Consider the following 19699-nt stretch of genomic DNA (forward strand, 5'->3'; position numbering starts at 1 on the left):
ATGTTTTTAGAGGTTTTATTTGCAGTCCTCAAAATTTACCCAGAGAGTACCAACAATGGCTCAACGGGTGTTCAAGTATGGCCTGTAGGTTTTAGGTGCTTTATTGGAACTTCAGGGAAATGACATTGAAATTGAAAGATGGAATCAATCGGCACCCTTCAATTTATAAATTGTGTATAGCGTGTAATATTCGTAAAGCGAGTCGATAAACAAAATTACTAGAAATAGATTCTGAAAAAAAAGCCCTTGCAGGTCTCAAAGTCTAAGTGTATTGAAGGAACACACTTTTTTGTTAGTTTGCCGTTTAAGAAAAAGGAATTGATGATTTATGATAGGAGCCATTAAGTATTTTTGTTAGTACTTAGTCTCCTAGACTACAGCCAGAATATACAATACGACAAGGCTCTAAATTTTCACTTAAACAAAACACTAATGCACCTTTTTTTGCCTGTTCCTCTGAGAAAGCAAGCAAAATTTTTGATTTTTGACCATCTTTAATTGGATCTGCCACAGCTACACAGCGACTAGAATATGTTTGAGAGATTTGGCACTTTTGTCCTCCATCTTGCTCACATGCCTTCAATGCTTTTGCTTGCGCCTCATCTCTAGATTTAAAGTTTCTTGTAAAGCCAATTGGACGTCCCTTTAATCCATTGCTTTTATCTTCTGCAATCGCACCCCATAATGTTTCAGGCAAAGGATTTAAAGGTGGATTTTGATTCGAATATCCACCACTACCTCCGCTGGAAATTGGCGCACAGCCTTGAACACCTTGTCCGCCTATTGGATAATAGCCTGAAGGACAATTCCCTTCAGCATGTGCATTCTCAGTAATAAAAAAAATAATTAGAGTAAAAAAAATGGATAAATTAAAAATCTGATGATTTGACAATATCATTCGTTAAATTCCTTTAAAATTAAAAAAATTGATAGCAATACTATGAAATTTTTTATATGAATTTTAAAATGATATTAAAGTTTTTTATGTTATTAAATGTCAGTGCATTTTCTGTAGAATTGATAGCGACGAAATTTTAAGTTCAATCTTTTAATACGGGAGCATAGCTGATCGATATGCTCAGATATAAGTGAACTTTTTGAAAATTTAAAAACAGTTCCAGTTATTCGAAGTTTCGCAACAGTAAATTTAAATATCACAGATGAGTTCTTGATTATATGGTCACTCAATTTTCAAGTTTTAATCGATGATCTCCGATAATACACAAAAAACCGCCTGCACTAGCAAGCGATTCAATTATCTTAGCTTATTAATACATTTACTATCAGCAACAAAACTGACAAGTTACACGAACAAGTGAAAATAGTGCACCTTCGTTAACCTCTTAATTAGGTGGCATCACTGAAGGATAATCCTCAATTTCTCATAAGAGCCATCTTAGCAAATTGACGCGAATTAATAAAAAACAATTCTGCGTTGAATGGAGGAATAAACAGCAAAAAGAAGGATGACGCTATCTGGTCGAGCGATTGATAAAATGAGAAAGAGGATGCTGTAAAAATGAAATCGGCGAATGTTGGTATGGGAGTGGTTTGTGATAATGCGAGATTGAAAAGCCGCGTTAATTGTTATGTAAGTCTGATCGATAATTCTTTGAGAAAATATATTGGGATACTCCCAACAGATTTAATTTTCGCATCTATATTTTTATACATTAATTTATAAATTGTTGTTTTATTAAAAATTATATCAAATCAACATTATTGGATTTTCTGATTTAAAACGCGTGAAAACAATGCGTTCTTTAAATTAAAAATTACTGCTGTCGTAAAATGATAAGTCGATGTCGTCAAATGTGAAGGGTCAGCGCAAGGAGTATTGTAGTTTTAATTCATGCTCCACGCGCAATCAATAATAACCAAATACATGGATAGGACGATGAAATTAACCCAAGCTGTACGTTTTTACGAAACTGGTTCACCAGAAGTAATGCGTTATGAAGATGTAGAAATCGCAGAACCCAAGGCAGGTGAAGTACGCTTACGTCATATGGCAGTAGGTCTGAACTATGCCGATACTTATTTCCGCAATGGTACATACCCAATCTCTTTACCTAATGGAATCGGAACGGAAGCTTCTGGCATCATTGAAGCTTTAGGTGAGGGGGTGACTGATTTTGCTGTTGGTGACCGTGTTACCTATACAGGATTTTTAAATACATTAGGCGCTTATAGTGTTGAACGCAACATTCCTGCAAATGCTTTAATCAAATTACCTGAAGCCATTACGTATGAAACTGCTGCAGCAATGACCATGCGGGGGCTGACTTCAGCTTATCTGATGCGTCGCATTTATGACTTTAAATCAGGCGATACGATTTTATTACATGCAGCGGCAGGTGGTGTGGGTTTAATCGTAGCGCAGTGGGCAAAGTTACTGGGTTTGACCGTAATTGGTACAACATCTTCAGAAGAAAAAGCCGCTGTTGCTCTTAAGTATGGTTGTGATCATGTGATCAATTATAGTCATGAAAATGTTGTAGAAAGAGTCCGCGAAATTACCAATGGTGTGGGGGTAGATGTCGTATTTGACAGTGTGGGAAAAGATACTTTTATGACGTCATTAGACTCATTGAAACGCCGTGGTTTGATGGTATGTATAGGAACTGCGTCGGGTCCAATTACCGAATTCAATCCAGTATTGTTGGCCATCAAAGGCTCTTTATATATTACCCGCCCGGCACTTGCTGATTACATTGCGGATCCTACAGAGCAAAAAGCACTTGCTGATGAACTCTTTGATCATGTTGTAAATGGTCGAATCAAAATCGAAATCAATCAACGTTATGAACTCAAGGATGCAGTTCAGGCACATCGAGATTTAGAAGCACGCAAAACGATTGGATCATCTATTTTTGTGATTTAGATTTGATCGAATAAATTTTGCCAGAAAGGATATCTTATGCAAATTGAACAGTTAGCCTGCAATATTGGCGCAGAACTTCGTGGTGTGAATTTGGCAGATGCCATAAAGGACCAAGATTTATTCTCTGAAATTCGTTCATATTTATTGGAACACAAGGTCTTGTTTTTAAGAGATCAAAATATCACGCGTGCAGAACACGTTGCATTTGCTGAACGTTTTGGACAACTCGAAGATCATCCAGCAGTGGGTAGCCATCCTGAATATCCAGGTTTGGTACAGATTTACAAGCGCCCAGATAGTCCGATTGATCGCTATGAAAATGCTTGGCACAGCGATGCAAGCTGGCGAAAAGAACCCCCTATGGGCTGTGTTTTACGGTGCGTAGAATGTCCGCCAGTAGGGGGGGACACCATGTGGACCAATATGGTGGCTGCTTATGAAAACTTGCCTGATGATGTAAAAGCAAAAATTGCAGACTTACGTGCCTATCACAGTATTGAAGCCAGTTTTGGAGCGGTGATGCCGATAGAAAAGCGTTTAGCTTTAAAGGCGCAATATCCAGATGCTGAACATCCTGTTGTACGCATACATCCTGAAACGGGTGAGAAAATTCTGTATGTGAATGCATTTACAACTCACTTTAGCAATTACCACACTAAAGAGCGTGTTCGGTTTGGGCAAGATGCTAATCCAGGTGCATCAGATTTACTGCGTTATTTAATTACACAAGCCAATATTCCTGAGTATCAGGTCCGTTGGCGCTGGCAACCCAATAGCATTGCAATTTGGGATAACCGAAGTACACAGCATTATGCAGTGATGGACTATCCAGCATGCCATCGAAAAATGGAACGTGCCGGCATCATTGGTGATGCAACTTACTAATTTATTGATTTGAATATTATTTAATTATTTTTTTGATTAAAAAATGTAAATAGCATAGGAGATGCTCATGCAATTTTTTGATGATTCTTTGCACCCGGAAAATATGGATAAAGTCGTAATTACTGTTGCACCTTATGGTCCTGAGTGGATGCCAGAAGATTTTCCTGAAGATATTCCAGTCACAATGGAAGAACAAATCCAGAAAGCTGTGGAATGTTATGAGGCAGGTGCGTCTGTTTTACATTTACATGTTCGTGAACTTGATGGAAAAGGTTCTAAACGTTTATCTAAATTCAATGAGTTGATTGCCGGTGTACGTGCAGCCGTACCCGATATGATTATTCAAGTCGGCGGTTCTATTTCTTTTGCGCCGGAAAGTGAAGGGGAAGCTGCACTTTGGCTCAGTGATGATACCCGTCATAAATTGGCAGAACTAGATCCCAAACCAGATCAAGTCACTGTTGCTGTCAATACAACCCAAATGAATATCATGGAGCTGTTATATCCAGAATATTTAAAAGGTACATCTTTGGAACACCCTGCGATTCAGGCAGCATATGCAGAAATGACGGTACCTGCTGGACCTGAATGGCTGATTGAGCATTTAAAGCGTTTAGCAGCAAATGGTATTCAACCGCACTTTCAATTGACAGGGATGCATGGTTTGGAAACGCTGGAACGCTTAGTTCGTAAAGGCTTGTACAAAGGTCCGTTGAACCTGACTTGGATTGGTATCGGTGGGGGATTTGATGGTCCAAATCCATTTAACTTCTTTAATTTTATTCACCGTGTACCAGATGGTTGTACTTTGACTTCTGAATCTTTGCTTAAAAATGTACTGCCACTCAATACCATGTCTATGGCAATGGGTTTACACGCCCGTGTGGGTAATGAAGATACGATTATTGATCATAAAGGCGAGCGTTTTTCATCTGTAGATCAAATCAAGCAGACTGTACGTATTGCACATGAACTAGGGCGTGAAGTCGCCAATGGTCAAGAAGCACGGGAAATTTATCGTATAGGAGTCCAATACGACAGCATAGAAGAGACTTTACGTGAAAATGGCATGGCCCCGAACCGTAAAATAGGGCAAAAAGGTGTTCCCCAACGCAACTAATAATTCGAGTTAAAAGGGATTTAAACTCAAATAGAACATAGAGATAAGGATTGCATTTTGCCTCAAAATGTAATCCTTGAGGTTCTGAAAAAAATTAAAAGAAACATATGGAGGTTGTATGGGGACACATCAGTTGTCGACAACAGATCAAGTCGATACATCAATCGATATTCCTCGCCGTTATGCGTGGATCGTTTTTGCTTTAACATTTGGTTTACTTATTTCGGATTATATGTCGAGACAAGTACTTAATGCAGTATTCCCTTTAATCAAAAGTGAATGGTTACTTTCGGATAGCCAACTTGGGCTCTTAAGCGGCATTGTTGCCTTGATGGTAGGCTTGTTAACCTTACCGCTTTCTATATTTGCAGATAAATTTGGACGAGTTAAAAGCATTGCTTTAATGGCTATTCTTTGGAGTATGGCAACTTTAGGTTGTGCCTTGGCTCAAAGTTATGAACAGATGTTTGTCGCCCGCTTCTTGGTCGGTGTAGGAGAAGCTGCATATGGAAGTGTTGGTATAGCTGTTGTCGTTGCTGTTTTTCCAAGAGAAATGCGCGCTACACTCGCAAGTTCTTTTATGGCTGGTGGTGTTTTTGGTTCATTCATCGGTATGTCTTTAGGCGGTGTCATTGCACATGAATTTGGCTGGCGCTGGGCGTTTGCTGGTATGGCAATTTTTGGTTTGATCCTGTCTATACTCTATCCATTGGTGGTCAAAGAAAGCAAAGTTGCTTCCCCCATTCCAAAAGACAAAGAGGGCAATAAACTAAAGCCTGAGATTAATCCACTTAGAAGTATTTATTCAAGTCGCTCCATCATCGCATGTTATTTCGGAAGTGGTTTACAACTCTTTGTTGGGGGCACGGTGATTGTCTGGATGCCCAGTTATCTTAACCGCTACTATGGCATGACGACAGATAAAGCAGGGATCGCATCAGCGCTCATTGTCTTATTCAGTGCTATCGGAACCATCTTATGCGGTATCCTCTGTGACCGTTTGGGTAAAGACCGCCCCGATCGCAAAGTGGTTTTGGCAATTATTTTCTGCTTAGTCAGCTGTGGTTTACTTTCATTCGCATTTGCTTTACCCATAGGCACGATGCAACTGGTATTTATTTGCATAGGAATGTTCGTCGCTTTAGGGACCAATGGTCCTTCGAGTGCGATGGTTGCAAATTTGACGCATGCTTCAGTACATGCAACAGCATTTGCCACATTGACATTAGCCAACAATTTTTTAGGGCTTGCTTTGGGTCCATTGGTAACCGGTAAATTATCAGACATCATTGGTTTACATGATGCATTTAGGGTAATGCCATTAATCAGTATTTTAGCAGCTGCTGTATTTCTTTATATGAAACGTCATTATCACAAAGATATGGCACGTGCAGACCGGCAAGTTACGACAAGCCTTCAAGAAAATAGGGAACACTCATCATGAAACAACAACTTTCTATTGAGATGTTCTTTGATTTTATTTGCCCTTGGTGTTTGATCGGTAAACGAGAATTACACAATGCGATCAAAAAATTAAAAAAAAGCCATCCAGATGTGGAAGTGCTTATAAGTTGGCGTGGAGTGCAATTGTTGCCTCTCATTCCAACACAAGGTGTTCCATTTAAAGCTTTCTATTTACAAAGATTGGGATCGGCAACAGCTGTTCGAATACGTCAGGGACAAGTTCGTCAAGCTGCACAATCGGTGGGGGTAGATATTGATTTTGATCTTATCCCCCGTATGCCCAATACGGGTTTAGCGCATGATTTTTTTCAGAAAGCAGCCAAAATTTCATGTTCTGTACAGACCGATCGCTTGCTAGAAGCAATTATTTCGGCATATTTCAATCATTCCGAACATATTAATCAATTGGATGTATTGATGAAAATCGCCAGTTATTGTGGTTTTTCGGAAGAGATGATTAAAGCCATTTTAGTGAATAAAGAAACGCCATTTGTCTCAGCTGATACAGGAGGTAAGGGTGTTCCGTATTTCATTTTTGGTGGTCGCTTGGCAATAGCAGGTGCCCAACAGGCATCGGTATTATATAGGGCTATGCTGGAAACGATCGAAATGCAAGGACAGTGCGTATGACTATTCGGTTTCAAGTACCAACACAAAAAGTTCCCAAGATAGGTGAACGTACTTTTCTGCAAGTAAAGAAGAAATTTCTGGTTTTATTCAATATCGAAGGAAAGTTTTATGCAATCGATGACAGTTGTCCACATCAAGGCGCATCATTATTTTCAGGTCAATTAGATGGAAAAGTAATCCAATGTTGTGCACATGGTTTACGTTTTGATGTAGAGAGCGGTCATTTACTTAATTCAACGCATTTAAGAGTAAATTCTTATCGAATTGAATTGGATAATGAAAATTTATATATCGTAATGGGTTCAGGAGAGTAACATGATAAAACTCATGAATTTCAATCAAAGAACCCGCGAAATATTGCCCGGTTTGGTTGTCAGTGTTGTTGTTGCAGCAGCAGCTACCTTTTTATCTGAGCATTATGGTGCACCAGTAATGCTCTTTGCTCTATTACTCGGTATGGGACTGAACTTTCTGTCAGCCGACGGTAAGTGTAAAGCAGGTATTGAGTTTACGGCGCGTTCTGTATTGCGATTTGGTATCGCTTTGCTTGGCATGAGAATCACATTGGGACAAATCACTGGACTGGGGTGGAAACCTGTTGTACTGGTGATGAGTTTAGTTGTTGTGACGATCTTTATTTCTGTGGTAGCCGCTAAATTGCTCGGATTTAATAAATTTTTTGGTATGTTAACAGGGGGTGCAACTGCAATTTGTGGTGCTTCTGCTGCATTAGCATTGTCCGCTGCTTTACCCAATCATCCCCAGAAAGAAAAGGCTACATTGTTTACAGTCATTGGTGTGTCAGCGTTATCTACGGTGGCCATGATTACTTATCCGATGATTGCAAAATGGTTTGATCTAGTCCCTCAAATAGCAGGTGTATTTCTAGGAGCAACCATTCATGATGTTGCACAAGTTGTGGGTGCCGGCTACAGCATGTCAACTGAAACTGGGGATACCGCGACTGTTGTGAAACTGATGCGCGTAGCAATGTTGTTACCAGTGATTGTCTGTGCTGCCATGATTACTCGAATGCAGGGAGCAGAGGATGGTACAGGACAGCGTCCACCATTATTGCCGATGTTTGCAGTCGGTTTTTTGGTTTTGGCGTGTATTAACAGTACGGGTTGGGTTCCTGCCATTGTACAAACAGGGATCAATGACCTGTCTCGCTGGTTTTTAGTGATCGCAATCAGTGCATTGGGAATGAAGACTCAATTAAAAGAACTTGCTTCAGTAGGAGTCAAGCCAATATTATTAATGATTGGTGAAAGTATTTTTCTTGTTGTCTTGGTGCTCACGATTTTACATTTTTGGTTTTAAATGGGGTAGAAAATCATGGACTTTATCGGGCTTTCAGCAAATCCTGAAAGCCTTTTGTGAAGCTATTCCTAGAGCGGGATTGAAAAAACAGAACGATACAAGCAAGGATTAATGTGTATTGTTATAGCGCCATAGATTTGGCGCAATCCCAAACTGACTGATAAACCAACGTGTAAAAGAGCTCGGTGTGGAGTAGCCTAAAATATCTGATACTTGACTGAGTGAATAGTTGAAATTGTTTAAATAACGGAAAACAAGCTCACGGCGTACGGCATTGATTAAATCGCTGAAACTGGTTTGATAAGCCACTAAACGACGCTGTAAAGTGCGTACGTTCATGCCGTGTGACTGGGCTACTTGGTCAATGGTGGCACGCCCCATCGGTAAAAGAAGATAGATGCTTTTCCGAATTTCAAAAATTAAAGATGCTTCCCCTGTATTCTGTAAAATATCCAAAAAACGTTGGGCATGATCTGCCATTGCCGTATTGGCTTGAGGGGTGGTGGTATCGAGTTCTGCTGCTGTACAGACGATTCCATTGAATTCACTGCCAAACTCTAAAGTACATCCGAAAATACGTCGATGAGTTGAGAGGTCATTTGGGGCAGAATGGGTAAAGTGGATACATAAAGGTTTCCATTTTTGAGGCAAAAGCGCAGCACAGAAGCGATGCATTACACCTAGTGCTAATTCAGTTGCTTGACGACTGTACTGGGTTTTTGAGGTCACAACTTCCTGTCGAATAATGACAGTATTTCCCACTTCCTCAACATGAATGGCTAAAGCGTCATTTAATAAACTTCGGTAACGAACAATGGTTTGTAAAGCGTCACGCAAAGTATGTTGGTAGTTGAGCAATAAACTTATTTCTCCAAAATCAGAAAGTTGTCTATGTTCAGCCATACGTAAACCAAATACTTCACAATTGCTCAATTTTGCAGATTGTTCCACTAATTCCACAGCTTTTTCAACAGGAATACGATATTTAGGATTATTTATATGAGATTCGGATAATCCCACACCAGACAATAAGTGATAAGGATTCACACCAAGTTGCAGTGTAATATCGATATAATTTTTGAGCACAGCATTATGTGCAAGTGGAATCATTTTATTGTCTCCATATTTTCAATTTGATCTTCCTGATCAGAGATACTATTTATAACTAAATTCTATGTGCGAGAAAAGTATCTCTTCGGTCTAGGTTTGAATTCGTTTCGTTGTGTCACTGTTTTTTCATCATAAAAAAGTCTATTGAAATTTGCTGTGTTTTTATACGATTTGTCCTGAAATGAAAAGTAATTGTCGTGGAAAGTGTATTGCTCAAGCTATCGAGAGTTTATTGTTGAGATGAATTTTAATGTACAGATTTATTTTCAGCGAGCATGATGCTCAAGGTATAGAGATGGAAAAAATACTCACAAATGCAACGATTTTAATTATTCCAGGATTGCGTGATTACGTTGAAAAGCATTGGCAAACCTTGTTGGAAGCTAAACTGGAAAAAGTGCGTTCAGTTCCGCCTGCAGAGACAGATAAACTGAGTTGCGCAAATCGTGTAGCACGAATTCAAGCCGAGTTAGAAAAAATTGAAGGTCCAGTCATTTTGGTTGCACACAGTGCAGGTGTTTTAATGACAGTCCATTGGGCAACGCAATATCGTCCAGATACACATAAATATAATATCAAAGGTGCGTTATTGGTTACACCACCTGATTTAGACCAAATCTGGCCTGATAACTATCCAAGTTCAGACACGTTGAAAGAACAAGGCTGGTCGCCGTTGCCTGATCAAAAGCTCCCATTTCCGAGTATTGTCATTGCCAGCAGCAATGACTATCTAGCAAGTGCCGAGGCTGTCGAAAAAATGGCAATAGTTTGGGGAAGCCAGTGGGTGAATTTAGGCGAAGTTGGTCATTTAAATCCTGCTGCGGGATTTGGTTCATGGTCACAAGCTGAAGAATTTATTCAGCAACTTGATGATGCAAGTGTAGGAATTATTGCGTAGTTCAAAGTATTGAATAGATATTCCTACTTTTTGATTTTTAAAACAAAAAACAGAATTTTTATCTTCTAGAAAGGCGCGGAAGCAAGCGTAACACTCAATTCATCATATCGATATGGAGATGGTATGGTAATGCAATATAATTATTTAAAAAAATCAAAGGATGCGGCATTACAACTGAAAAAGCTCAGTATTACAGTGGGTTCAGTAATGTGTATTTCTCATGCGACAGCAGTGAGTCTGGATTTAAATGGAGATTGGAAATTTGAAGCGAATACCAATTTAAGTGTGGCTCAAAGTTGGAGTACAGAGGCGCCTGACAGTGCGTTGCTTTATAAGCCAGATGCTCTAAGCATAGGTAAGAATGGTACAAGTATTGATATTAATGGTGATAATGGTCGTCAAAATTTTAGTAAAGGTGATCCTATATCACAAGTCATTAAAGGCATTACTGAATTACGCCTGACAAGAAAGCAACAAGGTATTGTAGTTAGTACGAAGTATTGGTACGACCATGCTTATGAAACGGGGCATGGTGATTTTCTTGCATTTGATGACTCTGATTGGCCACGTTTAGCGAAATATAAAGGTATTGATCTCTGGGACGCTTATATCTGGAAGAATTTTAGTTTTGATGAGGACAAAACCTTAGATTTAAAACTAGGTAAACAAGCGTTGAACTGGGGTAAATCCCAGTTTTTCCAAAATGGTTTAAACTCAGTCAGTGCGTTTGATTTTGCAGGGATGAGTCGTTTTGGCGCTGACATTAAAGAAAGGATCATTCCCGTTGAAATGTTCTCTTTTGTAGCAGGTTTAAGCGATAAAACCAAAATAGAAGGTTTCTATCAATTTAAATTTAGACCCTCAGTGATTGATGGTTGTGGGACATTTTTTGAAATATCCGATGTTTTTGCAGAAAATTGCGGTCCACTTTTGATTGGGGGACCAGGATTTACTACTGATCAAGCCATCAATGGTCCATTAGATTTTACAGTCGCTCGTTTGCCTACTGAATTTGCAAAAAATAGTGGTCAATATGGTCTAGCGGTTAAACAAACCATTCCAAGTTTAAACAATACAGAATTAGGTGTGTACTATGCCAATTACCATAGTCGTATTATGCACTTTGATGGTGTTGTTGTTTCTGCACCTGGACCTGCGAATTATCATACAGCACGGATTGTTTCTGTTTATCCAGAAAATATTGAAATGTATGGTTTAAGTTTGACGAGTAAAGCAGGAAAAACGAATATTTTCAGTGAATTGAATTATAAACCCAAAATGCCATTGCATTTTAACAGTACCGATATGGTCTATGCACAGGCTTTATATAGTGATACACCACTTACCAAATCAGGTGAAACATTAAAGCTCGGTGAAAGAATTAATGGTTTTGCTCAAGTGCCTGTAACGCAGTTTACCCTAGGTGCAGCAACGATTATTCCAAATGTATGGGGTGCAAGTGCTCTATCACTTATTGGAGAACTAGGAATTAACCATATAGGTGATACTGATCAATATCATTTTGGTCGTAGTGGTGCATTTGGTCGTAGTGGTTTATCAACAGGTGTTTATGATCCTGCAAAATTAGACACATATTGTATTACGCCAAAAACTGCTCAGTTGTCGGATCAAGAAATTCACAAGCTAAATAAAAAATTCTGTAACGATGAAGGCTTCTATGAGCCATGGTCCGCAGGCTATCGTTTACGTGGCGCATTAAATTACAGTAATTTGTTGGCACAAACGAGTATTTCACCGAGTTTAATGCTGCGTCATGATGTGACTGGTTTTGGACCAAATTTTCAGGAAGGGCAAATGGCGATTACAGTGGGGGTATCGGCGACTTATCAGAAGAAATATGTGGCTGAACTGTCATACACTAATTTTTTTGGAAATAACCAATTTAGTGTGCTAGATGACCGCGATTTTGCATCTTTAATATTTAAAACAAGTTTTTAACTTTTGTCGAGACGTGTTGAGCACCGTCTCTCATGCTCATGACTCTCTTACAAATTTGATGAAGAGCTGTTGCATGTCCTACTCAACAGTCACGCTATACAGATAGCCATACAAATATACAGGCTAAAGCAACTGAACGCTGTTTTATTTCTTTTCAGCTTGCCATACCGAAATGAGTAGGCTTGTTATCAAACGATTATCTGGAAAGTCAAAGCGCAGCCGTGATGACCACTCGATAAGCAAAATTGAGTCTGGCTTTCCTTTGACAAAGATTAAAAATTTATAGCCACATATGCAAGATCAGACCACATAATGCAGATGCTAAAATAACTTTCATGACTTTAACTTCAAAATAAAATAATGCAATGAATGCTATAACGGCAATAAACATAGCCTCATAATTGAAGCCATGATTAAATCCATTGGGCCATAAAACATGGTAACTAAAGAAAAGAGCAAGGTTTAAAATGACCCCAACAACTGCAGCCGTGATCGAGGTTAGGGGAGCTGTAAATTTTAATTCATTATGTGTTGATTCAATAAAGGGGGCACCGGCAAGAATAAAAATAAATGAAAAAAGGAATGTAAACCAAGTAACAATTACGGCGCCCAAAACACCTGCCAAGAATGTATGATCGCTGCCTAATAAAATATGATTGAAGCCACCTAAAAATCCTACAAATGCAACAACCATAATCAGGGGACCTGGCGTACTTTCACCAAGTGCCAAACCATCGATCATTTGTGTTGGGCTTAGCCAACCATAAAAATTCACGGCACCTTGGTATACGTAAGGTAATACAGCATAGGCACCACCGAAGGTGAGTAGAGCGGCTTTAGTAAAGAACCAAGCCATTTGTGTATAGCTATGATCCCATCCAAAGTTGAGAATCAAAACCAACATTGGTGCAGACCATAGAACCCCAGCAACAACCAAGATCTTTCCTAAATGTTTCCAACTAAATCTGGCATGTTCTGGCGGGGGGGTATCATCATCAATGAGTGCCGGACCATAATTTTTTTGATTTTGCTGGTGTGTCCCAGCTCCAGTAAAAAAATCTGGATATTTTTTACTGGTTAAGTATCCGATAATTGCTGCGCTTAAGACAATCACGGGAAATGGTAGATTAAAGAAAAAGATAGCAACGAATGCAAGGGCAGCAACTGTCCATAAAAACTTATTCTTTAGTGATCTGCTTCCAATTCGGAAAGTAGCATGAAAGACAATAGCAACTACAGCAGGTTTAATTCCATAAAAGATCCCTGCGACGATAGGAACATTACCGAACTTGATATAGATCCATGAGAGCGCAATCAGTATGAATAAAGAGGGTAAAACGAATAAAACACCTGCAATAATCCCACCTGCCGTCCTGTGCATTAACCAGCCAATGTAGGTCGCTAACTGTTGAGCTTCAGGTCCAGGAAGTAACATGCAGTAGTTTAAAGCATGTAAAAAACGTTTTTCAGAGATCCAGCGTTTTTGTTCAACAAGTTCTTGGTGCATTACAGCAATTTGTCCAGCTGGTCCACCAAAGCTTATAAATCCCAATTTAAGCCAAAATAAGAAGGCTTGCCAAAAAGGAACTGATTGTACTGGCTCGTCAGCGACCGTGGTTTGTTGTTTTTCCATGATTATTCTCTTGATAAGTCGGCATATAAGCCATCGAAGATATGATTGGATAAAGCAAATAGTTGATCATCCTCACTCATTTGACTACGGATACCTTGAATAACTCTTTCAATACCGATCGCTTCGGGTGGTTCAACGCCCCCCACATCAAGGTAATGAACAATTTCAGCAATTTTCTGTAAAGCAGGTGTTTCTAAATTAAAACGATGCAAGAGAACTTCAAAGGTCACCCAATGCTTGACATGGCTAAAAGTTGCACCATCAAAATCGAATCCGATTGCATCCTTGGGGCAGTCTGCTGGAGTTTCTAACCAAATGAATGCGGGAGAAGTATCTATAAAAGTTTTAATCAGCCAAGCAGATGCTAAGCGATCAATCCATGGTCTTTTTCGAGTTGCCCAAGTTTTGTTTTGATAATTCTCTTTATCCAGACCTTGGATTTCAGCATGGATCGCTAGGGGTTCGTTTGCTTCGCCAAAACGTGCAATTAGAAGCTCTAGTGCGGAAAGTTCATTGGCAACCTGAATTTGAGTTTCGTCAGGGTAATAGTCGATTTCAATAAGTGCATCTATACTTTTTCTTAATTTACGGATCTGTTTGAGTAAGTCTTTCTTCTCATCTTTGCTCAGTCGATTTTTTAACTCAGAAAGTTGTTTGTAGAAACCATCGTATTGTTTCTTTCTGTTAAAAAGTGCAGAGATTTCAAAGTTTAAAGGTAGTTCTGCATGAAAAACATAAGCGGTTCCTTGTTCTGAATTAATATCGTTTGCAATAGGTTCAAACTTTTTGGTATGGGAAATGGGGAGTAAGTAAACGCCATCTCTAAGGATTGCAGCACCGCTTGCTTTGATAGATCGCCAGACTCGCATACGAGTCGTTGTATTCTGAGTCGGAAGCGAAGAAATGAGTATTGAAATTTCCATGTAATATACTCAACTGATTTGTTTAATATATTGCATATCTAATATTAAAGAACAAATATTAAAAAAAGATTTCTTATATCAGAATCGATATTAAGATAGAGCAAGAGTTAAGTTAAATCAGTATTTGCATGATTTTGAAGGACAGAAAATGATAAAACGAGCATCCAGAATGTATTAAAAAAACCAGCAAAGGCATTTGATCTGCAATCTAGAGTGCAATTCAAGCTTTGAACAGGGAAATAAACCAATATTGATGAGCAATAGGTCAAAGTGTTTTATCTGTCTAAAAATACTTAAGTTAAAGACGGATTACTATATATTTGAGGCTGAGTTTTATCTACAGACCCAGAATGGCGAGTTTCTAAGGTTATTTATTGAAAAATATTCAACATATGCCGTGTCTGGATATGGCAACGTTATGTGCAAATTAATTAAGATATTGCTATCACAATCGAATAAAAATCAATGGAGTTGTTGAGCGGCATCGCCATCGTCATAAACGTGCTAGTATCATAAAAAATATTCACTTCACATAAATTTCATTCCCAGTTGATTAAACTTGTTCATATAAAATCCAATCATTAGAAAATTAGGATACGTCTATGTTGAACCGTGTTAGGCAGTGGATAGACAGTTGGTCCAGTCCGATTCTGGCACAGACCATTTCGCCAGAAAGCAAGCAAATTCAATGGTTACGCATTATTCCTTTTATCGTTCTACATCTTGCCTGTCTGGGGATTTTTTACGTGGGGGTGTCTGGGTTTGCAGTCATTTTCATGTTGCTATTTTATCTGATAAGAATGTTTTCAATTACTGCATTTTTCCACCGATATTTGTCACATAAAACCTTTCAAACTTCACGAATAGTTCAATTTGTTTTTGTGTTGATTGGAACGATGAGTGCTCAACGCGGACCTTTATGGTGGGCTGCACATCATCGTTATCATCATCGGTTTACGGATACAGAACATGATCCACATTCATCAACCTATGGTTTTTGGTATAGCCATTTAGGCTGGTTTTTAAATGATTATAATTTTGCCACACGTAAAGAGGTGGTTAAAGATTGGCTGAAATATCCTGAACTGGTGTGGTTGGATCGTTTTAGCTTGATCATTGTGCTGCTAACCGCAGTGTCAATTTATGCTTTGGGTGAGTGGCTTGCCGTTGTCTATCCATCACTTGCCACATCAGGTCTACAACTATTGGTCTGGGGCTTTGTTGTTTCAACAGTTTTATTAATTCATGCCACTTTATGTATTAATTCACTCGCACATTTATATGGCAGTCGAGATTTTGAAACAGCAGATCAAAGTCGAAACAACTTATTTTTGTCGATCATTACTTTAGGTGAGGGATGGCATAACAACCATCATTATTATGCAGGGAGCGTTAGGCAGGGTTTTTATTGGTGGCAAATTGATATCACTTATTATGTTTTAAGAATGATGTCCTGGCTCGGTCTGGTTTGGGGATTGAAACCCATACCCGCACGAGTGTATGAAGTCAGTAAAATTGCTCAATCAGCAAATAAAGTAAATATCTTCATTAAAACAAAGGCTGATAAAAGTTCAACTGGAGAGTCTTCATGAAAATTGCAATTATTGGCTCAGGAATTTCCGGATTGTATGCGGCATGGAAATTATCTAAACATCATCATATCACTGTATTTGAAAAAAATACGTACTTTGGCGGACATACTGATACGCATGATTTGATGGTTGATGAGCAGAAACTCGCTATTGATAGCGGTTTTATCGTGTTCAATCATTATAATTATCCATTATTTAGCCAGATGATCGCTGAGTTAGGCGTAAAAGCACAAAACAGTGATATGAGTTTTTCGGTCAATAATTTAATTACGGGTTTGCAATATAATCCATCAAAAAAAAGTGCGTTACTGAGCAGACCACAGAATTTTTTAAAATCAAAATTCAGAACCATGCTTTCTGATCTTTTTAAATTTTATTCGAAAAATAAAGAGGTCATGCTGAAAGATATCGACAGCACTTTAAGTATTGAGGAGTATTTAAATCAAAATGGATATTCCGAGGCTTTTCGCCAAGAGCATTTATATCCAATGTGTGGCGCATTATGGTCATGTCCTATTGATCAAGTAGGTAAAATTCCTTATAAATTCGTTGTAAGCTTTTTTCAACATCATCGAATGCTACAGCTTAAAGACCGTCCACAATGGCAAACCATAATTGGTGGATCAGCTCGTTACGTTGAAGCCATTCAACAGCAGACAGCAAATGTGGAGTTTAAAAAACAAGCAATAATCAGTGTATCTCGTTTGCCTGATGAAGTGATTGTGCAAACAGAATATGATACACAACAGTTTGATTGGGTGATTTTTGCAAGTCATGCAGATGACAGTCTAAAGTTATTGAATGATCCATCCGCACTAGAGCAAGAGATACTGTCCAAATTTTCCTATCAGGACAATAAAATGGTCGTGCATTGTGATCAGACGATTATGCCTAAGTCGAAAACTCAATGGGCGAGCTGGCATGTACATATTACTGAAGATCAATCAAATTTCGATACGCAAAATAACAAGCCGCAAGTTCATTATGCATTTAGCTACTGGATGAACAAACTACAAAACTTGCGCTGCCAGACACAAATTTTCGCTACATTAAATCCAAATTTTGATATTCCACCAGAGTTGGTTTTAGTAGAACGAGAGTATCGTCATCCTGTATTTAATGCATCGGCAATAGAGGCACAAAGACGCTGGTCCGAGATCAATGGTGAAAATCGGACTTCTTTTTGTGGTGCTTATTGGGGATGGGGTTTTCATGAGGATGGCGTACGTAGTGCTGCTCAAGTCGTAAAGCATATAGAAAAGCGAATGTAGGGGGTATTCATGTTGATGACTGAACTCGCCATAGCACCAGCCTTGATCAGGCATCGACGCTATTTACCCAAGCCACATCAATTTGAAGCAAAGTTGAATTATTTATGGTTTGATCCGGATCAGATCCATGTCTTTACTGAGCAATCTTATTTATGGTCTTCACATCGTTGGAATTTACTCAAACTCGATCCTAATGATTTTTTAATAGAAGAATCTGGAACAATTCGGCAAAAAATTAAAAAAATATTATTAAAACAAGCCAATAGTGTATTGGCTTTAAATACACAGATTCGAGTTTTGGCTTTACCGAGAACTTTGGGTTACCGTTTTAACTCAGTCGTATTCTTTTTTATTTTCGATCCCAGTGAAAAGCCGCTGTTTATTCTGAGTGAAATAACCAACACGCCATGGGATGAACGTAAGGTATATGTACATGACTGTCGTAACAAAGCTGTACAACACGCTCAATATAACGGCTATAAATTTGAGTTTAAGAAATCATTTCATGTCTCTCCATTTATGCCCATGGACATGAACTACATATGGTCGTTTAATTTTTCTGAGCAACAAAATGTAATTTATATGCAGCTTTTTCATCAAAATGTACTGCAATTTGATGCAACTATGCGATTTTCACTTACACCCATCACAGTTTCTTCACAACAGCATCGCTATGCTATTGATAGTGTCTTTGAACCTTTCAAAATGATGACAGGTATTTATCTAAATGCTTTTCGTTTATGGAGGAAAAAAGTCCCATTTTATCGGCATCCGAATAAACAAAAAGGAAAAACAATGCGATGAAAGCACTTATTTCCAGTGAACAAGATTCTCTACCTTTGATTTTACAGAATCTGTTAAAACTCCGTCATGGTCAGATTATATTTAATGGAGTGTGGAATGGTTTTGTGGGTGAAAGTATTGAGTTAATTGCAGTTGTTCAGGTTCATGATAAAAAATTGGTAAATTTGATCTGCAAGTATGGTGTTCTAGGCGCAGCTGAAGGTTATATCCGGGGTTACTGGAGTACCAGTCATTTGGTCGAATTGATTCAAATTTTGGCACGTAACCGAGATCTTTTGGATCAATTAAATCAAAATATTATTGCTCAGGCGAGCCAATTTTTCTTAAAAGCTTGGTATAAAAAGCGTAAAAACTCAATCGAAGGGAGTCGTAAAAATATAGCAGATCATTATGACTTGAGTAATGATTTCTTTAAATTATTTCTTGATTCATCAATGATGTATTCCAGCGCTGTGTTTAAAGACACTGAAATGACTTTGGAACAAGCATCTGAATATAAAAAAGATTTAATTTGCCAAAAATTACAATTAAAACCTATGGATCATTTGGTTGAGATTGGAAGCGGGTGGGGTGGTTTTGCACTTTATGCTGCACAAAATTATGGCTGTAAAGTGACGACGATTACCATTTCACAAGCGCAATATGATGAAGCCGTAACCCGTATTGAAGCAGCAGGTTTGGCGCATCGGGTAGAGGTACAATTAAAAGATTATCGCTTACTTGAAGGGAAATTCGACAAATTGGTTTCTATTGAAATGATTGAGGCGGTAGGGGAACAATATTTATCCACCTATTTTAAACAGTGCCGTCATTTGTTGAAACCAAAAGGATTGGGACTCATTCAAGCCATTACTATCGAAGATGCACGTTATAAAAAAGCTTTAAACACTGTCGATTATATTAAACGCTATATTTTTCCTGGTAGCTTTATTCCATGTATCAGCGTATTAACGCATACGGCATCAGAGCAAAAATTGCGTTTAAAACATTTAGAGGATATTGGTCAAAGTTATGCTCAAACATTGCACCTTTGGCGGAAGAATTTTTTAGCCGCCCGTGAACAAATTCTTGAACTTGGATTTGATGAAAATTTTATTCGGATGTGGGATTTCTACTTATGTTATTGCGAAGGAGGATTCAAAGAAGGGGTGATCAGTAATGTACATATGTTGTTTGAAGCCAGCACTTATTAAGCTTTAAGCA

17 protein-coding genes are annotated in these 19699 nt (G+C 38.5%); 13 read left to right on the forward strand and 4 right to left on the reverse strand.

What is annotated here, in order from left to right; genetic code table 11:
• Window positions 1-361: 361 nt before the first annotated feature.
• Window positions 362-898, reverse strand: a complete 537-nt coding sequence (locus IMO47_RS08265) for a DUF4189 domain-containing protein (protein ID WP_196077980.1) — start codon at window positions 896-898, stop codon at window positions 362-364.
• A 999-nt stretch (window positions 899-1897) separates the two neighbouring features.
• Here IMO47_RS08265 and IMO47_RS08270 point away from each other — a divergent pair.
• The 7 genes from IMO47_RS08270 (at window position 1898) to IMO47_RS08300 (ending at window position 8306) form a co-directional block, all read left to right on the forward strand.
• Window positions 1898-2884: a quinone oxidoreductase gene (locus tag IMO47_RS08270; protein WP_151751269.1), complete on the forward strand. Its 987-nt coding sequence runs from the start codon at window positions 1898-1900 to the stop codon at window positions 2882-2884.
• A 36-nt stretch (window positions 2885-2920) separates the two neighbouring features.
• The gene (locus IMO47_RS08275; protein WP_151824616.1) at window positions 2921-3769 is read left to right on the forward strand and encodes a TauD/TfdA family dioxygenase; all 849 of its coding nucleotides are present in this window, start codon (window positions 2921-2923) and stop codon (window positions 3767-3769) included.
• A 67-nt stretch (window positions 3770-3836) separates the two neighbouring features.
• Window positions 3837-4889, forward strand: coding sequence for a 3-keto-5-aminohexanoate cleavage protein (locus IMO47_RS08280; protein ID WP_151824617.1), 1053 nt, complete (start codon window positions 3837-3839; stop codon window positions 4887-4889).
• Window positions 4890-5007: 118 nt separating this feature from the next.
• On the forward strand, window positions 5008-6333 hold the full coding sequence (locus tag IMO47_RS08285) for an MFS transporter (protein WP_196077597.1): 1326 nt from the start codon (window positions 5008-5010) through the stop codon (window positions 6331-6333).
• Window positions 6327-6983 carry a DsbA family oxidoreductase gene (locus tag IMO47_RS08290; protein ID WP_242052624.1) on the forward strand — a complete coding sequence of 219 codons (657 nt, stop codon included), beginning with the start codon at window positions 6327-6329 and terminating at the stop codon, window positions 6981-6983. The genes IMO47_RS08285 and IMO47_RS08290 overlap by 7 nt, the downstream gene beginning before the upstream one ends.
• Window positions 6980-7297 (forward strand): Rieske 2Fe-2S domain-containing protein, encoded by a 318-nt coding sequence (locus IMO47_RS08295; RefSeq protein ID WP_151824618.1) that lies wholly within the window; start codon window positions 6980-6982, stop codon window positions 7295-7297. Before IMO47_RS08290 ends, IMO47_RS08295 begins: the two co-directional genes overlap by 4 nt.
• A gap of 1 nt (window position 7298) precedes the next feature.
• Window positions 7299-8306 (forward strand): putative sulfate exporter family transporter, encoded by a 1008-nt coding sequence (locus IMO47_RS08300; protein WP_196077595.1) that lies wholly within the window; start codon window positions 7299-7301, stop codon window positions 8304-8306.
• A 108-nt stretch (window positions 8307-8414) separates the two neighbouring features.
• Here the strand turns inward: IMO47_RS08300 and IMO47_RS08305 are convergent, their stop codons facing one another.
• Complete coding sequence (locus IMO47_RS08305; RefSeq protein ID WP_196077594.1) at window positions 8415-9416, reverse strand: AraC family transcriptional regulator; 1002 nt, start codon at window positions 9414-9416, stop codon at window positions 8415-8417.
• A 295-nt stretch (window positions 9417-9711) separates the two neighbouring features.
• Here IMO47_RS08305 and IMO47_RS08310 point away from each other — a divergent pair, with 295 nt between their 5' ends.
• Together IMO47_RS08310 and IMO47_RS08315 are read left to right on the forward strand one after the other, a co-directional pair.
• Entirely contained in the window at window positions 9712-10314 is a 603-nt protein-coding gene (locus tag IMO47_RS08310) for an alpha/beta hydrolase (protein WP_196077593.1), read from the forward strand.
• A 123-nt stretch (window positions 10315-10437) separates the two neighbouring features.
• The gene (locus IMO47_RS08315) at window positions 10438-12273 is read left to right on the forward strand and encodes a DUF1302 domain-containing protein (protein WP_196077592.1); all 1836 of its coding nucleotides are present in this window, start codon (window positions 10438-10440) and stop codon (window positions 12271-12273) included.
• Between the two features lie 280 nt (window positions 12274-12553).
• Here the strand turns inward: IMO47_RS08315 and chrA are convergent, their stop codons facing one another.
• Window positions 12554-13906 carry a chromate efflux transporter gene (gene chrA, locus IMO47_RS08320; RefSeq protein WP_196077591.1) on the reverse strand — a complete coding sequence of 451 codons (1353 nt, stop codon included), beginning with the start codon at window positions 13904-13906 and terminating at the stop codon, window positions 12554-12556.
• Between the two features lie 2 nt (window positions 13907-13908).
• The gene (locus IMO47_RS08325) at window positions 13909-14829 is read right to left on the reverse strand and encodes a chromate resistance protein ChrB domain-containing protein (RefSeq protein WP_196077590.1); all 921 of its coding nucleotides are present in this window, start codon (window positions 14827-14829) and stop codon (window positions 13909-13911) included.
• A 602-nt stretch (window positions 14830-15431) separates the two neighbouring features.
• On the opposite strand from IMO47_RS08325, the gene IMO47_RS08330 reads away from it, so the two are divergent.
• Genes IMO47_RS08330 through IMO47_RS08345 form a run of 4 tightly spaced genes read left to right on the forward strand, consistent with a single transcriptional unit; the run spans window position 15432 to window position 19689 of the window.
• The gene (locus IMO47_RS08330) at window positions 15432-16421 is read left to right on the forward strand and encodes an acyl-CoA desaturase (RefSeq protein ID WP_196077589.1); all 990 of its coding nucleotides are present in this window, start codon (window positions 15432-15434) and stop codon (window positions 16419-16421) included.
• Window positions 16418-17692, forward strand: coding sequence for an FAD-dependent oxidoreductase (locus tag IMO47_RS08335; protein WP_196077588.1), 1275 nt, complete (start codon window positions 16418-16420; stop codon window positions 17690-17692). Before IMO47_RS08330 ends, IMO47_RS08335 begins: the two co-directional genes overlap by 4 nt.
• 9 nt (window positions 17693-17701) lie before the next feature.
• Window positions 17702-18496: a DUF1365 domain-containing protein gene (locus tag IMO47_RS08340; RefSeq protein ID WP_196077587.1), complete on the forward strand. Its 795-nt coding sequence runs from the start codon at window positions 17702-17704 to the stop codon at window positions 18494-18496.
• Window positions 18493-19689, forward strand: coding sequence for a cyclopropane-fatty-acyl-phospholipid synthase family protein (locus IMO47_RS08345; RefSeq protein WP_196077586.1), 1197 nt, complete (start codon window positions 18493-18495; stop codon window positions 19687-19689). The genes IMO47_RS08340 and IMO47_RS08345 overlap by 4 nt, the downstream gene beginning before the upstream one ends.
• Window positions 19690-19699: the final 10 nt, after the last annotated feature.

It is taken from the genome of Acinetobacter sp. Res13-Abat-PEC15-P4-01 (assembly GCF_015676285.1).
GTDB lineage: Bacteria > Pseudomonadota > Gammaproteobacteria > Pseudomonadales > Moraxellaceae > Acinetobacter > Acinetobacter nematophilus.

What these genes read in the sequence shown, in the direction of transcription:
- IMO47_RS08315 (WP_196077592.1), top strand. Translation starts at nt 10,438, where the DNA reads ATGGTAATGCAATATAATTATTTAAAAAAATCAAAGGATGCGGCATTA.
- IMO47_RS08335 (WP_196077588.1), top strand. Translation starts at nt 16,418, where the DNA reads ATGAAAATTGCAATTATTGGCTCAGGAATTTCCGGATTGTATGCGGCA.
- IMO47_RS08295 (WP_151824618.1), top strand. Translation starts at nt 6,980, where the DNA reads ATGACTATTCGGTTTCAAGTACCAACACAAAAAGTTCCCAAGATAGGT.
- IMO47_RS08280 (WP_151824617.1), top strand. Translation starts at nt 3,837, where the DNA reads ATGCAATTTTTTGATGATTCTTTGCACCCGGAAAATATGGATAAAGTC.
- IMO47_RS08305 (WP_196077594.1), bottom strand. Translation starts at nt 9,416, where the DNA reads ATGATTCCACTTGCACATAATGCTGTGCTCAAAAATTATATCGATATT.
- IMO47_RS08330 (WP_196077589.1), top strand. Translation starts at nt 15,432, where the DNA reads ATGTTGAACCGTGTTAGGCAGTGGATAGACAGTTGGTCCAGTCCGATT.
- IMO47_RS08340 (WP_196077587.1), top strand. Translation starts at nt 17,702, where the DNA reads ATGTTGATGACTGAACTCGCCATAGCACCAGCCTTGATCAGGCATCGA.
- IMO47_RS08300 (WP_196077595.1), top strand. Translation starts at nt 7,299, where the DNA reads ATGATAAAACTCATGAATTTCAATCAAAGAACCCGCGAAATATTGCCC.
- IMO47_RS08285 (WP_196077597.1), top strand. Translation starts at nt 5,008, where the DNA reads ATGGGGACACATCAGTTGTCGACAACAGATCAAGTCGATACATCAATC.
- chrA (WP_196077591.1), bottom strand. Translation starts at nt 13,906, where the DNA reads ATGGAAAAACAACAAACCACGGTCGCTGACGAGCCAGTACAATCAGTT.
- IMO47_RS08275 (WP_151824616.1), top strand. Translation starts at nt 2,921, where the DNA reads ATGCAAATTGAACAGTTAGCCTGCAATATTGGCGCAGAACTTCGTGGT.
- IMO47_RS08265 (WP_196077980.1), bottom strand. Translation starts at nt 898, where the DNA reads ATGATATTGTCAAATCATCAGATTTTTAATTTATCCATTTTTTTTACT.
- IMO47_RS08270 (WP_151751269.1), top strand. Translation starts at nt 1,898, where the DNA reads ATGAAATTAACCCAAGCTGTACGTTTTTACGAAACTGGTTCACCAGAA.
- IMO47_RS08310 (WP_196077593.1), top strand. Translation starts at nt 9,712, where the DNA reads ATGGAAAAAATACTCACAAATGCAACGATTTTAATTATTCCAGGATTG.
- IMO47_RS08345 (WP_196077586.1), top strand. Translation starts at nt 18,493, where the DNA reads ATGAAAGCACTTATTTCCAGTGAACAAGATTCTCTACCTTTGATTTTA.
- IMO47_RS08325 (WP_196077590.1), bottom strand. Translation starts at nt 14,829, where the DNA reads ATGGAAATTTCAATACTCATTTCTTCGCTTCCGACTCAGAATACAACG.